The following is a 15,081-nucleotide window of genomic DNA, read 5'->3' on the forward strand; positions in this document are numbered from 1 at the left end:
TAGAAAACCTGAATTGTTATATTCAGGTTTTTTTAGCGGCAAACCGAAGCAAAATAGTAAGAAATAGTTCTTATATTTACAATATTAAACTTAAAAAAGCATCAGAATAATGGATTACGGAAAAGAGTTCGAAAAATACGCAACAAAACATCACGGAATTAACAGCAACTATTATGGTAAAATTACAAGTAGTGTAACGCCATATATTATGGAAGAGCGCCAAATGAATATTACGCAAATGGATGTTTTTTCTCGTTTAATGATGGATAGAATTATCTTTTTAGGAACAGGAATTAATGACCAAGTAGCAAATATTATTCAAGCTCAGTTGTTATTTTTAGAAAGTGTAGATGCTAATAAAGATATTTCAATTTATATCAATTCTCCTGGTGGAGGAGTGTATGCAGGTTTAGGTATTTATGACACTATGCAGTTTATAAAACCAGATGTAGCAACAATTTGTACTGGTATGGCAGCTTCTATGGGTGCCGTTTTAATGTGTGCAGGAGCAGCGGGTAAACGTTCTGCATTACCACACTCTAGAGTAATGATTCACCAACCTTTAGGTGGTGCACAAGGTCAGGCTTCAGATATAGAAATTACTGCAAGAGAAATTATAAAGTTAAAAGGAGAGTTGTATGATATTATTGCAAACCACTCTGGTCAAACAGTAGAAAAAGTACATAATGATTCTGATAGAGATTATTGGATGAAGGCAGATGAAGCAAAAGCGTACGGAATGATTGACGAAGTTTTAGCAAGAAAAAAGTAAAAATCATTCTGTCATTGTGAACGCAGTGAAGCAATCTGATTTTTAAAATGAGATAACTTCGTAAAAACTCGTTATGACTTAAAGTAACTATAATGTCGAAAGAAGAAAATTTAGAATGTTCGTTTTGCGGACGAAAAAAAGCAGAAACAGACTTGTTAATAGCAGGTATAGATGCTCATATTTGCGATAAATGTATAGAACAAGCGCACGGAATTGTAGAAGAAGAAATTTCTGAAGCAAAATCTGGCGACTTGTCTAAAGATTTAATGCTAAAAAAACCTTTAGAAATTAAAGAATTCTTAGATCAATATATTATTGGTCAATTAGAAACTAAAAGAGCAATGGCGGTGGCTGTATATAATCATTACAAAAGATTATTACAAACCAAAGACGATAAAGACGATGTAGAAATAGAGAAATCTAACATTGTTTTAGTTGGAGAAACCGGAACTGGAAAAACCTTAGTAGCAAAAACAATTGCAAGAATGTTAAACGTACCTTTTGCTATTGTAGATGCCACTGTTTTAACACAAGCTGGGTATGTTGGTGAAGATGTAGAAAGTATTTTAAGTAAATTATTACAAGCTGCAGATTACGACGTAGAAAAAGCGCAAAGAGGTATTATTTTTATAGATGAAATCGATAAAATTGCAAGAAAAGGAGACAATCCTTCTATTACCAGAGATGTTTCTGGAGAAGGAGTACAGCAAGCGCTATTAAAATTATTAGAGGGTACGGTTGTAAATGTTGCGCCAAAAGGAGGAAGAAAACATCCTGAGCAAAAATTTATAGAAGTAGACACTAAAGAAATTTTATTTATTGCAGGTGGTGCTTTTTCTGGAATCGAAAGATACATTAGCAAGCGTTTAAATATGCAAGCTGTAGGTTTTGGTGCTTCTTTAGATGATGACAAAGTAGATGAAGAAAACTTGTTGCAATACATTATTCCTTCAGATTTAAAAGCTTTTGGTTTAATTCCAGAAATTATTGGACGTTTACCTGTTTTAAGCTACATGAATCCTTTAGATGCAAAAACATTAAGGTCTATTTTAACAGAACCAAAAAATGCTATTATAAAACAGTATACCAAGTTATTTACAATGGATGATGTGGCTTTTTCTATAGACGAAGAAGCATTAAATTACATTGTAGAAAAAGCGGTAGAATATAAATTAGGAGCAAGAGGTTTGCGTTCTTTATGTGAGGCGATTTTTACAGATGCAATGTTCGATTTACCAAGTTCTAACGAAAAAGAACTTAAAGTAACGAAAGCGTATGCAGAAGCAAAATTATCAAATTCAACCTTAAAGAAATTAAAGGCAGCTTCTTAATTTTTTTTGGGCGTTACCACAAGGGTCAGGCTTTTGCACTCGCTTTTTTTGTAGAAAAACAAAAAAGAGCTCAAACAATTGCGCAATCCTTAACGCGTAGCGCAAACTAAAAAAGGAAGTTTGTAAAATATAATTTCAGACCTCACAGGTTTTTAAAACCTGTGAGGTCTTTATATTTATAAAAAAACTTCTTATTATATTTGTATACCTTTTAATTAAAACTCAATGATATTAAGAAGTACCATAGACCGCATTTTCGAAACAGCTAGAGTAGAAGAGGTTATTGGAGAATTTGTTGTGCTTAAAAAAGCAGGAAGTAACTTTAAAGGTTTAAGTCCGTTTACAGACGAGAAATCACCATCATTTATGGTGTCTCCAGTAAAACAAATCTGGAAAGATTTTTCTACAGGAAAAGGAGGGAACTCAGTTTCTTTTTTAATGGAGCATGAACATTATACCTACCCAGAAGCATTAAGGTGGCTAGCCAAAAAGTACAATATAGAAATAGAAGAAGCAGAGCAATCATCTGAAGAAAAAGCACAGATGAATGAGCGTGAAAGTATGTATTTGGTTTCAACCTTTGCCAAAGACTATTTTCATGATCTAATGCTTACTTCAAACAAAGGAAAAGCAATAGGATTATCTTATTTTAAAGAACGTGGTTTTACAGATGAAACCATTAAAAAGTTCGAGTTAGGATATTGTATGGATGAGTGGGATAATTTTACAAATGCCGCTTTAAAAAAAGGGTATGACTTAAAATTCTTAGCATCCACAGGACTCACAATTGTTAAAGAAAACAAGCAATTCGACCGTTTTAAAGGACGTGTAATGTTTCCGATACATTCTATGTCTGGACGTATTTTAGGTTTTGGAGGACGTATTTTAACGGCCGATAAAAAAGCTGCTAAATACTTAAATTCTCCTGAAAGTGAAATTTATCATAAAAGTAAAATTCTATACGGATTATACCAAGCTAAAAAAGAAATAGCCAAACAAGACAATTGTTTTTTGGTAGAAGGCTATACAGATGTAATTTCTTTTAATCAATCTGGGGTAGAAAATGTTGTAGCGTCTTCTGGTACAGCTTTAACACCAGACCAAATTAGATTAGTAAACAGATTAACAAAAAATATTACTGTACTTTTTGACGGTGATGCAGCCGGAATTAGAGCTTCCATTCGTGGTATCGATTTAATTCTAGAGCAAGGAATGAACGTAAAAGTAGTTCAGTTTCCAGACGGAGAAGATCCAGATAGTTTTGCAAAAGCAAACTCCAACGCAGAGTTAGCTGCTTATTTAGAAAATTCTGCACAAGATTTTATCAACTTTAAAGTATCCCTTTTATTAAAAGATTCTAATAACGATCCTATAAAAAAGGCCGGTGTAATTAGAGATATTGTAACAAGTATCGCTAAAATTCCAGACGGTATTCAGAGAGAAGTTTACGTACAAGAATGTTCTAGAATTATGGACATTTCAGAACGTGTATTGTTTAGTGAGTTAGCCCAGTTGTTAAAAAAAGGGGCACAAGAAAAGAGTAAATTTACCAGACAACAAAACAATGCACCGCAAAACCCAAATGAGACTCCGCCAGAGTTTGCTAGTGGTAAAGAGCAAACTAAAATGGGCTTGGTTAAGGGAGGTGCTGTAACTAATCAGAAAATAGATCAACTTTCTATTTTAGAAAATGAAATTATTAAAATTTTACTTCTTTATGGAAATGAAGAAGTAGAATTTACGGAAGAGGTTGTAAATGTAGATGATGCAGGAAGAGAAAAAATAGGTACAAGAAAATATGAAAATACAGTTTCTGCAGAAATTTATGTGCATTTGCATGAAGATGAAATTGAGTTTTCTAACGTACTTTTTCAGGAGATTTATACAGAAATTATTCATCAATTAAATCAGTTAGAAAAATTAGATATAGATGGTTTAATTAATCATAAAAACACAGAGATATCTACCATTGTAACTTCTATTTTAATGGAAAAAGAAAATCCTAATAGACAATTAAGTAATTGGGAAGGACAAAATATAGAGGTAAAGTCAGCTTTAGAGGTTTTAGCCAAAGATGTGAATGATGTGGTGTATAATTTAAGACGAGTTTTAATAGGAGAGAAGATAGATGAGTTGATGAGTGAGGCGGTATCAAACCAAGGCGCACCAATAGATTTAGAGGTTATTAGAAATTATACGAGTCTAAAAATGAGGCTTTTTGAAAAGCTAAATAGAGTTGTTTAATATTATTAAATTGTAAAATGGGTGTTTACCCCTATAGTAAAAACTGATAATGATATAGATTTTTTGTATATTGCACTCGCAAAAAGAAAACCCTCATTATCATGAAAAAATTATTACAATTTTTAAGAATTATTCAATTATTTCTACTATTGCCATTTGAAATTTCAAAAGGGTCTAAGAAAAAAGCTTATATGAAGATAAAAAAAACGATGGTAGCTGCAAATTTACTTTAATTTCAAAATCTTAATAAAAAAGCCTTAATTTTATTTAAAAAATTAAGGCTTTTTTGTGCTTTTATTTTATTTCTTCGGGTATTTCACAAATAGGTATTGGCAACATTTTATGTTGGTTAATTCTATTTAATCTTGTGTAAATTTTAAAAACTTCTTGATCTCTTCCCGAAAAATCATTTTCAGATTTTCCCTTTTCTTGCATCACCATGGCCCATTCTAACTCATCATAAGAAGCGCCTATTTGATCTTCATCTGTTCTACTATCTCCAAATAAACCATCTGTTGGTTGTGCTTTTTGTATAGAATTTGGTACACCTAAAAACTCAGATAATTTATATACTTCAGATTTCATTAAATCTGCAATAGGACTTACATCTACACCACCATCACCATATTTGGTGTAAAAACCAACGCCAAAATCTTCTACTTTATTACCGGTTCCGGCTACTAAAGAACTGTGTAAACCGGCTAAATAGTATAAAGTTGTCATTCTTAGTCTAGCTCTTGTATTGGCTAAAGATAAATCTACTTTTGGAGAAGGAGTTGCATTTGGAACTACATTTTTAAAATCTTCGAAAGTAGAGGTTAAATCTACTCGAACGTCAGAAACATTATCAAAATTATTTTTTAATTGTGTAATATGTTCTTGTGCTCTAGTAACTTGAATTGGAGATTGATGAATTGGCATTTCTACACATAAAGTAGGTAAACCAGTTTTAGCACATAAAGTAGAGGTAAGGGCAGAATCTATACCGCCAGATACTCCAACTACAAATCCTTTTACTTTTGCATTTTCAGCATAATCTTTTAGCCATTTTATAATGTATTCGGCAACCTTTTCAGTCTTCATTGATAAACTATTTTAGTATTTTTAGCGTTCTTAAATCTAATGACTAAGGTACAAAGAATATGAGATTTTATTTTATGAATTTAATGGTTTTATGTGTTTTTTTTTCATGTTCTGATAAAAAAAACACTCAAATTGATGTTTCTACAGTAAATGTTGATTTTACCACAAAAAGATACGAAGTTGATTTTTATAATTCAACAGCAAAAACATTGCCCGCTCTTAAAAATGAATTCCCCTATTTATTTCCAAAGTCATTTTCAGATAGTTTAGCGATCTCTAAAATAGCAGATACGGACGAGCAAGAGTTATTTGCTGAAACACAAAAATTATATAAAGATATCTCTCAGCTAGAAGTAGAATTAAGAACCCTTTTTAAGCATGTTAAATATTATAATTCTAATTTTAAAGCGCCTAATGTAGTTACCATGATTTCTAATATAGATTATAATAGTAGAGTAATCTATGCAGATAGTTTATTGTTTATTTCTTTGGATGTTTACTTAGGAAAAACACACCGATTTTATGCAGATTATCCAAAATATATTAAAGAAAATAACAAAAGAGAAAATATAATTGTTGATGTTGCAAATACAATGATAGAAAAGCAATTAATACCATTTTCTAACAGAAGTTTTTTATCAAAAATGATTTATGAAGGTAAGAAGCTATATGTATTAGATTTGTATTTACCTACCATTTTAGATCAATTTAAAATTGGGTATTCAAGTGAAAAGTTAGATTGGGCTATTGCCAATGAAGAAAATATTTGGAAATATTTTATAGAAAAAAAGTTACTATTTAGTACAGAAACAGCTTTGAATAAAAGATTTTTAGACAATGCTCCTTTTTCTAAATTTTATTTACAGAATGATAATGATTCTCCAGGAAGAATTGGCGTCTGGTTAGGGTGGCAGATTGTGAAGTCTTTTATGCAAAATAATGATGTATCTTTGCAAGAATTATTAATTATTGATTTTGAAGAATTATTTCAAAAATCAAATTACAAGCCTAAAAAATAATGTCAATAAAACATAATTCACAAATTAATTTTGAAATTGGTTTAGATGAAAACAAAGTTCCAGAAGAAATTTACTGGACAGCAAACGATGGTGGTATAGATAATGAAGAATCTAAAGCGATTATGATTTCTGTCTGGGATCATAAGAAAAAAGATACTTTACGAATGGATTTATGGACTAAAGAGATGCCTGTAGATGAAATGAAGCAGTTTTATCATCAAACATTGGTCTCTATGGCAGATTCATTTGAACGCGCAACCGATGATCAGAAAATGAGTGCTACTATGCGTGATTTTTGTGATTATTTTGCAGAGAAGTTAGAGCTGAAATAAATACTACTTATTTTTAAACACAAAAAGGTTGTCCATGTTAATTGGACAACCTTTTTGTGTTTTTAATAAGATATACTGGTATTTATATAATGAGTTAAAAACTGATTGTATAACTATTTAGACTAGTTTATATCTACTAAAACTTCTTTAGGAGTATATTTATATTATTCCAAATAAGTGCAAAAGACATAATTTTATTCCTTGAACTTAGATTGTTTTAAATAGTACAACTTAAATAAAGATACTTCATATATGCTTTACAAGGTATATATATTGCTAATTAAATTAAAGAGGTGCTATTTTATATGTTACAATTTTAAATAAAAAAAGAGGCTACATAAGTAGCCTCTTTTTTTATTTAATAGATTAATTAATTATTCATCAATTCTCTCTACCTCACCTATTGCATCAATAGGTTTAATCTCAACTCTTCTGTTTAATTGTCTTCCACCTGCATTATCATTAGAGAATTTAGGTCTAGATTCTCCATAACCTACTGGTTTAAGTCTATCACTTGATATACCTCTCTTAATCATGTATTTTCTAACACTTTCAGTTCTTCTTTGAGATAAGTACAAGTTGTATCTGTCACTATTTCTATCATCTGTATGACCTTCAATAACGAATTTTACATCTGGTATTTTTTTCATTAATCCAATAATTTGGTCAATGGTACTGTAAGAAATTAATTTAATATCATCCTTATTAGTATCAAAGTAAATACTGGTTGCTAACAATCCAATTTGTTGGGTAATGTTAACTGGTGCTACTACTTCTTGTTTAGGACAACCTCTATTTTCTACAGGACCTGGAGTATTTGGACATAAATCTTTTGCATCCATTACGCCATCTCCATCTGTATCTACATTTAAAGGACAACCTTCATTTGATAATGGTCCGTATTCTAAAGGACATTTATCTTTAAAATCTGGTAAACCATCTCCGTCTGTATCTACAGCCTGACCGTTACCGTATACCATTGCACCTTTTGGAGTGTTTGGTTCTACATCTAATTCATCCATTACACCATCTCCATCTGTATCTACAATTGTAAATTGTGCTCCAGGAGCTTCTTCAGCAGCCCATATAATGTATTCTTTTTTCTTTCCTAATTTTAAAACAACACCTAAACTAGTAACAAAAAAGCTTTCCCAAGTCTGTTTATCAGAAACAGCTGCGTCTAAATGATCTTCATTATTAAAGTACATTCCTGTTCTAAATTCAACATCTATTCGTCTACTTATTTTTCTTTTTACACCTAGTTGTGCAGATAAAAAGATAGAACTTGCTTCATTTACACTATTTCTGTCTGGGTTGTAACCAAAGTCTACTAAAAGTTCATCTGGTGTTGCACCAGTTGGGTCTGTTTTATAAAGAGCAGAATCATATTGATGATATCCAACTCCAAAATAACCAGCCGCATGCCATTTAGTTGCATCCCTTTTAAACATATTTGTTAAACTTACAATTAAGTTTAACTCAGCACCGTAAGACCTACCTTCAAATCGTAAGTCAGAATTACTAATAACATTATTTGGTACATATCTAAGAGAATATCCGTTAGAGAAAGATTGTACGCCTCCAGACATTTTGTTATATGTAGCTTTAAGTTCTAAACCTAAAATTGGGTTAAACATTTTATCTACATATACATAACCACCAAAATTCCAATAATTAGAATCATCAGCAACTCCAATTGAACGTAAATCTCCATGCATGATAAAATTACTAAAACCACCACCAATTGCCCAGGTGTTATTGTCTTTAATAATATCCTTACCTTTTACTTCGGTACTGTCGGTGTTTATTATGGTGTTTTCGGTAGATTGACCGAATGATTGAGCTATAATAGTACTGCTCAATAAAATAAATAGTATAATTCTCCTCATTTTAATTTGATTTTTTTGTTTTAAATAGTATAGGGGAATGATTCCCACAAAAATATATTTTTTTTTTTAAAAAAGCTTTATTTTGTTAACAATGTTCTTATAATCATCTTCATTGTTAAGAAAATCCATATCCGAAACGTCAATAACTTGCAAATTTAAACTTTTTTCAGTTTTAATAAAACTTTTATAACCATTATGAATACGTTTTAAGTATTCTGGTTCTATTTTTTGTTCATAAGCTCTTCCTCGGTTTTTAATGTTTTCTAACAGACGTTCTGTATTCTGAAATAAATAAATATATAAATCTGGTTTTGTAATTTCTTTGTACATTAAATCGAACATTTTTCTATATAAGAGATATTCTTCTTTTTGTAATGTTACTTGTGCAAAAATTAAAGATTTAAAAATATAATAATCTGAAATTATAAAGCTCTTAAATAAGTCGAACTGCGCTAAATCGTCGGTTAATTGTTGATATCTATCTGCTAAAAAACTCATCTCTAAAGGAAATGCATATCTTTCTTTATCTTCATAAAACTTTGGAAGAAAAGGATTGTCTGCAAAACGTTCTAAAACTACTTTAGCATTAAAGTCTTTAGATAGTAAGTTTGCTAAAGTTGTTTTACCTGCACCAATGTTTCCTTCAATAGCTATATAGTTATATTTTTCTGAAATAGAGATAGGTCTTTTTAAGGTTTCACTTAATTTTATTATTTCAGAGGTATCATCACAACCGTGTAAACATGCGGCAATTTCTTTTTTCTCTATAGGATGAATTGTAGTTGAAGCTATTTCTGCTAGAGGAATCATAACAAATTTTCGTTGTAACATTTTAGCATGAGGCACTATTAAGGCATTAGATAATATTATTTCATTATCGAATAATAAAATATCGATGTCTATATTTCTGTTTTGATATCCTTCTACAGCACTGCGTTGTCTACCTAATTTGTTTTCTATTTTTAATAAAGAGTCTATTAAGGTTTCTGGTTCTAAATTAGTTGCTACTTTTATACAAATATTAAAAAAATCATCACCTTCAAAACCCCAAGCCGGAGTTTTGTATATAGAAGATATTTTTTGAATACCTCCAATGCCATCATCTATCAAATTAATAGCATTTTGTAAGTTTTCAAGTTTGTTTCCTTGGTTTGTACCTAAAGATAAATATGTAATATGTTGTATTTTCATTGTTGAGTGCAAAGAAAATAAAAGCATTCTATAAATACCCTATAAACCAAAAAAATCGCCAAAATTAATTGGCGATTTTTAATATCAATTATGAGATACTGAAATAAGTTCAGCATGACATTTATTCTTCTTTTCTTGGTTCTCTTGGTTTTCTGTCATCACGTCCGCGGTTATCTCTACTTCTGTTATCACGTCCACCAGAACGTTTATCATCTCTTGGTGGTCTTTCTACAAAACCTTCTGGTTTAGGTAAAATAGCCTTTCTAGAAACTTTTTCTTTACGTGTTCTTGGGTCTAAACCAAAGTATTTTACATCTAAGATATCTCCCATTTTAACAACATCAGAAACGTTATCTGTACGTTCCCAAGCTAATTCACTAACGTGAAGTAAAACTTCGTTACCAGGAGCTTCAATATACTCTACAACAGCACCAAAATCTAACATTTTGATTACTTTTACTTCGTACACAGAACCTTTTTCTGGTTTAAACATCATAGATTCAATTTTAGCAATTACTGCTTCAATTCCTTCTGGTTTTGTTCCTAAAATTTCAATAATACCTTCTTCTGTTACAGCGTCTTCAGTAATTACAATTGTAGTTTCTGTTTCTTTCTGTAATTCTTGAATGTGTTTACCTCCTGGTCCAATAAATGCACCAATTAATTCATTAGGTATTCTTCTATTAACCATTTTAGGTGCATGTGCTTTAACTTCTATGTTAGCACCTGCAATTGTATCTGTTATTTTTCCTAAAATATGTAAACGACCTTCACGAGCTTGTTTTAGTGCATTTACTAAAATCTCATATCCTAATCCTTTTACTTTAATATCCATTTGACAAGCAGTAATTCCTTCTGAAGTACCAGTTACTTTAAAGTCCATATCTCCTAAGTGATCTTCATCACCTAAAATATCAGATAAAACTGCGTAACGATCTCCATCAGAAATTAATCCCATTGCAATACCAGAAACTGGTCTTATCATTTGAACACCTGCATCCATTAACGCCATTGTACCAGCACAAACAGTTGCCATAGAAGAAGAACCGTTAGATTCTAATACTTCAGATACTACTCTTACTGTATAAGGACAGTCTGCAGGAATCATTCCTTTTAAACCACGTTGTGCTAAGTTACCATGACCAACTTCTCTACGAGATGTTCCTCTTAATGGTCTAGCTTCACCTGTACAAAAAGGAGGGAAGTTATAGTGTAAATAGAAGTTCTCTTCACCTTCATAAGATGGCATATCTATTTTCATTGCATCTCTAGATGTTCCTAAAGTTACAGTTGCTAAAGCTTGAGTTTCTCCACGAGTAAAGATAGAAGAACCATGCACAGATGGTAAATAATCTACTTCACACCAGATTGGTCTAATTTCGTCTGTCTTTCTACCATCTAAACGTAAACCTTCAGATAAAGTTAATTCTCTAACAGCTACTTTTTGAGATTTGTTGAAGTATTTACTAACTAAATCTCCATAATCTGCTAATTCTTCTTCGGTAAATGAAGCTTTTAATTCTTCTTTTACTTCAGCAAATGCAGTTGTACGTTCTACTTTAGATGTTCCTTTTTTAGCGATAGCATAACATTTGTCGTAACAAAAGTCATTTATTTTTGCTGCTAATTCTTCATCTTCTCTTTCTCCTTGGTATATTCTAGTTTCTTTCTTACCGAAAGCTTCTGCTAATTTTACTTGAGCAGCACACTGAATTTTAATAGCTTCATGTGCAAATTTAATTGCATCTGCCATTTCTTCTTCAGAAATTTCATCCATTTCACCTTCAACCATCATTACAGAATCTGCAGAAGCTCCAATCATCATATCGATGTCAGATTCTGCTAATTGTGCTCTGTTTGGGTTGATTACAAATTCTCCGTTGATACGACCAACTCTTGCTTCAGAGATAGGGCATTCGAAAGGGAAATCTGATAATTGAATAGCTGCTGATGCTGCTAAACCTGCTAATGCATCTGGCATAACATCTTCATCATGAGACATTAATTGAATCATTACCTGTACTTCTGCATGGTAATCTTTTGGAAATAAAGGACGTAAAACACGGTCTACAAGACGCATTGTTAATACTTCTCCATCACTTGGTCTTGCTTCTCTTTTAAAGAAACCACCTGGATATCTACCTGCAGCTGCAAATTTTTCTCTATAATCTACTGTAAGTGGTAAAAAATCAACGTCAGATTGTTTGTAGTTAGAAACTACAGTACATAATAACATTGCTTTACCCATTTGAACAACAACAGAACCGTGTGCTTGTTTTGCTAATTTACCGGTTTCTAATGAGATAGTTCTTCCATCTCCAAGGTCTATAACCTCTCTAAATACTTTTGGAATCATAAATTTTAATTCTAAATTTTTAATTTGTTTGTTGTTGCGTTGTTGTACGTTGTTGCAATGGAAATTCAAAAATGCTGTTACTATTTTTGATTTTTTTTCCTGCCTTTGCAGGAATGAGGCTAATTAATTTAACCTTTTTTATATAGATTCTGTTTGTTAGTCAGAATTTAATACTTTTTTCTATTCTCTGTTTTGTGAGAATATTTTTCACTATTTTAAAGGAATGCTTTAAAATTTAAAAACAAAAAAGAGGAACGTTTATAGCCCCTCTTTTTTTAAGAATTATTTTCTAATTCCTAATTCTGCAATAATTGCACGATATCTTAAAATATCAGATTTCTTTAGATAATCTAATAAACTTCTACGTTTACCAACTAACATTACTAATGAACGCTCTGTGTTATAATCTTTACGATTACTTTTTAAGTGCCCAGTTAAATGGTTAATTCTGTGTGTAAACAATGCAATTTGACCTTCTGAAGAACCAGTATCGTTTTTTCCTTTACCGTGTTTTTCGAAGATGCTTTCTTTTACTTCTTTAGTTAAATACATTCCAATATTATTTAAATGATTATTATGTATATCAATGATATATTCATTGAAGCTGCAAATATATGATTATTTTTTTAATTTGATATAGGAAAATATATACATTATTTAGCTCTTTCTAAGATACATTGTAATCTGTTTAAGGGTTAAAAACTAAGGGTTTACTTAGTTTTTAACCTTTTATAAGAATGTTTTATATTATGCTCTAACAGGTATATTCTGAATTAGATCGATATACAGATTAATCTGTTTTTTTAAGTTTTTACGTTCGTAAATTGCATCTAAGAAACCATGTTCTAATACAAATTCTGATCTTTGGAAACCTTCTGGCAAATCTTTACCGGTAGTATCTTTTACAACTCTTGGTCCTGCAAATGCAATTAAAGCATTTGGTTCTGCAATATTAATATCACCTAGCATAGCGTAAGATGCAGTGGTACCACCTGTTGTTGGGTCTGTACATAAAGAAATGTACGGAATATTAACTTCTGCTAATTGTGCTAATTTTGCAGATGTTTTTACCAATTGCATTAATGAAAGTGAAGCTTCCATCATTCTTGCTCCTCCAGATTTAGAAACCATTAAAAAAGGAATTTTGTTTTTTATAGAGTAATCGATAGCTCGCGCTATTTTTTCTCCTACAACAGATCCCATAGATCCACCAATAAAAGCAAAGTCCATTGCTGCAATTACAATATCTTTTCCTAAAGATTTTCCAACAGCTGTTCTAACAGCGTCGTTTAATTTTGTTTTTTCTTGTGCAGCCTTTAATCTATCTGGGTATTTTTTTGTGTCTTCGAATTTTAAAGGATCTTTAGAGGTTAGATTGGCATCTAGTTCTTTAAACTTGTTTTCATCAAAAAATAATTCGAAATATTCTTTACTTCCTATTCTTACATGATATCCATCTTCTGGGCTAACATATAGGTTTCTTTTTAATTCTTCTGTATCTATTATTTTTCCACTAGGTGTTTTGTACCATAACCCTTTTGGAGTGTCTTTTTTATCTTCTGTAGAAGTCTGTATTCCTTTATCCGTTCTTTTAAACCAAGCCATACTAGTTGTTGTGTTTTAGGTTATTTCTAAATTTATGTAAAAAAAAATTAGAACCGCAAATGTAAAAGTTTTTTCTTAAAAGTATCCTTTTTGATCTCTAAACTCATAAAAAAAAAGCACTTTGATTTTAATCAAAGTGCTTTTTAAAAATATTTTTAAGATAACTCTTATAAAGTATCTACATTGTTTAAGTCAGAAAATGCTTGTTTTAAACGTGTAATAAAAGTAGCTTCACCTTCACGTAACCATCTTCTTGGATCATAATATTTTTTGTTTGGAGATTCAGGTCCATCAGGGCTTCCAATTTGAGATTTTAAATAATCTACTTTATCACCCATATAATTTCTAATTCCGCTCATAAAAGCATATTGCATATCTGTATCAATGTTCATTTTAATAACACCGTAACCAATAGCTTCTCTAATTTCTTCTAACGTAGAACCAGATCCTCCATGAAATACAAAATCGATATGATTTTCTTCAACACCATATTTCTTAGTAATAAATTCTTGAGAATTTTTTAAGATTTTTGGAGTTAATTTTACGTTTCCTGGTTTATAAACACCATGAACGTTACCAAAAGCTGCAGCAATTGTAAATTTATCACTTACTTTAGAAAGCTCTTCATAAGCATAAGCAACTTCTTCTGGTTGTGTGTATAATTTAGACTCATCAACATCACTATTGTCAACACCATCTTCTTCACCACCTGTAATCCCTAATTCAATTTCTAAAGTCATACCCATTTTACTCATACGAGCTAAATATGTTTTACAAATTTCAATATTTTCTTCTAAAGGCTCTTCAGATAAATCTATCATGTGAGAGCTGTAAAGAGGTTTACCAGTTTCTTCAAAATGTTTTTCTGAAGCATCTAATAATCCGTCTATCCAAGGTAATAATTTTTTAGCACAGTGGTCTGTATGTAAAATAACAGGAACTCCATAAGCAACCGCTAATTCATGTACATGTTTTGCACCAGCAATACCACCAGCAATGGCAGCTTTTTCACCTTCGTTAGATAAACCTTTTCCTGCGTTAAATTGTGCACCACCGTTAGAAAACTGAATAATTACCGGAGCATTTAAGTCTCTTGCTGTTTCTAAAACACCGTTAATTGTATTAGATCCAATAACATTTACTGCTGGTAAAGCAAATCCTTTTTCTTTTGCGTATTTAAAAATAGCTTGAACTTCTGATCCAGTTGCAACACCTGGCTTTATATTATGACTCATGTTTGTTTATTTTAATCATTAATT

12 protein-coding genes are annotated in these 15,081 nt (G+C 31.1%); 5 read left to right on the top strand and 7 right to left on the bottom strand.

All coding sequences use genetic code 11. The annotated features are described in order from the left end of the window. The first annotated feature begins 109 nt into the window (after positions 1–109). From clpP to dnaG, 3 genes are all read left to right on the top strand, one after another. Positions 110–772 (top strand): ATP-dependent Clp endopeptidase proteolytic subunit ClpP, encoded by a 663-nt coding sequence (gene clpP / locus GQS58_RS07280; RefSeq protein ID WP_165733763.1) that lies wholly within the window; start codon positions 110–112, stop codon positions 770–772. 92 nt (positions 773–864) lie between these two features. Then, complete coding sequence (gene clpX, locus GQS58_RS07285; RefSeq protein WP_166384371.1) at positions 865–2,103, top strand: ATP-dependent Clp protease ATP-binding subunit ClpX; 1,239 nt, start codon at positions 865–867, stop codon at positions 2,101–2,103. 225 nt (positions 2,104–2,328) lie between these two features. After that, a complete protein-coding gene (gene dnaG, locus GQS58_RS07290) occupies positions 2,329–4,347 on the top strand; it encodes a DNA primase (RefSeq protein WP_166384373.1) in 2,019 nt (672 codons plus the stop codon). A gap of 294 nt (positions 4,348–4,641) precedes the next feature. Here dnaG and nadE read toward each other — a convergent pair whose 3' ends face one another. Beyond that, positions 4,642–5,430, bottom strand: a complete 789-nt coding sequence (gene nadE / locus GQS58_RS07295) for an NAD(+) synthase (protein ID WP_166384375.1) — start codon at positions 5,428–5,430, stop codon at positions 4,642–4,644. 59 nt (positions 5,431–5,489) lie between these two features. Here nadE and gldB point away from each other — a divergent pair, with 59 nt between their 5' ends. Both gldB and gldC read left to right on the top strand, forming a co-directional pair. Further along, positions 5,490–6,449: a gliding motility lipoprotein GldB gene (gene gldB, locus GQS58_RS07300; RefSeq protein WP_166384377.1), complete on the top strand. Its 960-nt coding sequence runs from the start codon at positions 5,490–5,492 to the stop codon at positions 6,447–6,449. After that, entirely contained in the window at positions 6,449–6,781 is a 333-nt protein-coding gene (gldC, locus tag GQS58_RS07305) for a gliding motility protein GldC (protein WP_166384379.1), read from the top strand. The genes gldB and gldC overlap by 1 nt, the downstream gene beginning before the upstream one ends. Before the next feature lie 374 nt (positions 6,782–7,155). Here the strand turns inward: gldC and GQS58_RS07310 are convergent, their stop codons facing one another. The 6 genes from GQS58_RS07310 to fbaA all read right to left on the bottom strand — a co-directional run bounded on the left by GQS58_RS07310 (position 7,156) and on the right by fbaA (position 15,057). After that, positions 7,156–8,670 (bottom strand): OmpA family protein, encoded by a 1,515-nt coding sequence (locus GQS58_RS07310; protein ID WP_166384381.1) that lies wholly within the window; start codon positions 8,668–8,670, stop codon positions 7,156–7,158. 66 nt (positions 8,671–8,736) lie between these two features. Then, positions 8,737–9,861, bottom strand: coding sequence for a 2-amino-4-hydroxy-6-hydroxymethyldihydropteridine diphosphokinase (gene folK / locus GQS58_RS07315; protein ID WP_166384383.1), 1,125 nt, complete (start codon positions 9,859–9,861; stop codon positions 8,737–8,739). A 121-nt stretch (positions 9,862–9,982) separates the two neighbouring features. After that, a complete protein-coding gene (locus tag GQS58_RS07320; RefSeq protein ID WP_166384385.1) occupies positions 9,983–12,217 on the bottom strand; it encodes a polyribonucleotide nucleotidyltransferase in 2,235 nt (744 codons plus the stop codon). A gap of 282 nt (positions 12,218–12,499) precedes the next feature. After that, positions 12,500–12,769, bottom strand: a complete 270-nt coding sequence (rpsO, locus tag GQS58_RS07325; protein ID WP_166384388.1) for a 30S ribosomal protein S15 — start codon at positions 12,767–12,769, stop codon at positions 12,500–12,502. A 195-nt stretch (positions 12,770–12,964) separates the two neighbouring features. Next, a complete protein-coding gene (accD, locus tag GQS58_RS07330) occupies positions 12,965–13,822 on the bottom strand; it encodes an acetyl-CoA carboxylase, carboxyltransferase subunit beta (protein ID WP_166384390.1) in 858 nt (285 codons plus the stop codon). Between the two features lie 167 nt (positions 13,823–13,989). After that, positions 13,990–15,057, bottom strand: a complete 1,068-nt coding sequence (fbaA, locus tag GQS58_RS07335) for a class II fructose-bisphosphate aldolase (protein WP_166384392.1) — start codon at positions 15,055–15,057, stop codon at positions 13,990–13,992. Between the last annotated feature and the right edge of the window lie 24 nt (positions 15,058–15,081).

Origin of the sequence: Polaribacter sp. 11A2H (genome assembly GCF_011379025.1) — a bacterium.
GTDB lineage: Bacteria > Bacteroidota > Bacteroidia > Flavobacteriales > Flavobacteriaceae > Polaribacter.

What these genes read in the sequence shown, in the direction of transcription:
- clpP (WP_165733763.1), top strand. Translation starts at nt 110, where the DNA reads ATGGATTACGGAAAAGAGTTCGAAAAATACGCAACAAAACATCACGGA.
- clpX (WP_166384371.1), top strand. Translation starts at nt 865, where the DNA reads ATGTCGAAAGAAGAAAATTTAGAATGTTCGTTTTGCGGACGAAAAAAA.
- dnaG (WP_166384373.1), top strand. Translation starts at nt 2,329, where the DNA reads ATGATATTAAGAAGTACCATAGACCGCATTTTCGAAACAGCTAGAGTA.
- nadE (WP_166384375.1), bottom strand. Translation starts at nt 5,430, where the DNA reads ATGAAGACTGAAAAGGTTGCCGAATACATTATAAAATGGCTAAAAGAT.
- gldB (WP_166384377.1), top strand. Translation starts at nt 5,490, where the DNA reads ATGAGATTTTATTTTATGAATTTAATGGTTTTATGTGTTTTTTTTTCA.
- gldC (WP_166384379.1), top strand. Translation starts at nt 6,449, where the DNA reads ATGTCAATAAAACATAATTCACAAATTAATTTTGAAATTGGTTTAGAT.
- GQS58_RS07310 (WP_166384381.1), bottom strand. Translation starts at nt 8,670, where the DNA reads ATGAGGAGAATTATACTATTTATTTTATTGAGCAGTACTATTATAGCT.
- folK (WP_166384383.1), bottom strand. Translation starts at nt 9,861, where the DNA reads ATGAAAATACAACATATTACATATTTATCTTTAGGTACAAACCAAGGA.
- GQS58_RS07320 (WP_166384385.1), bottom strand. Translation starts at nt 12,217, where the DNA reads ATGATTCCAAAAGTATTTAGAGAGGTTATAGACCTTGGAGATGGAAGA.
- rpsO (WP_166384388.1), bottom strand. Translation starts at nt 12,769, where the DNA reads ATGTATTTAACTAAAGAAGTAAAAGAAAGCATCTTCGAAAAACACGGT.
- accD (WP_166384390.1), bottom strand. Translation starts at nt 13,822, where the DNA reads ATGGCTTGGTTTAAAAGAACGGATAAAGGAATACAGACTTCTACAGAA.
- fbaA (WP_166384392.1), bottom strand. Translation starts at nt 15,057, where the DNA reads ATGAGTCATAATATAAAGCCAGGTGTTGCAACTGGATCAGAAGTTCAA.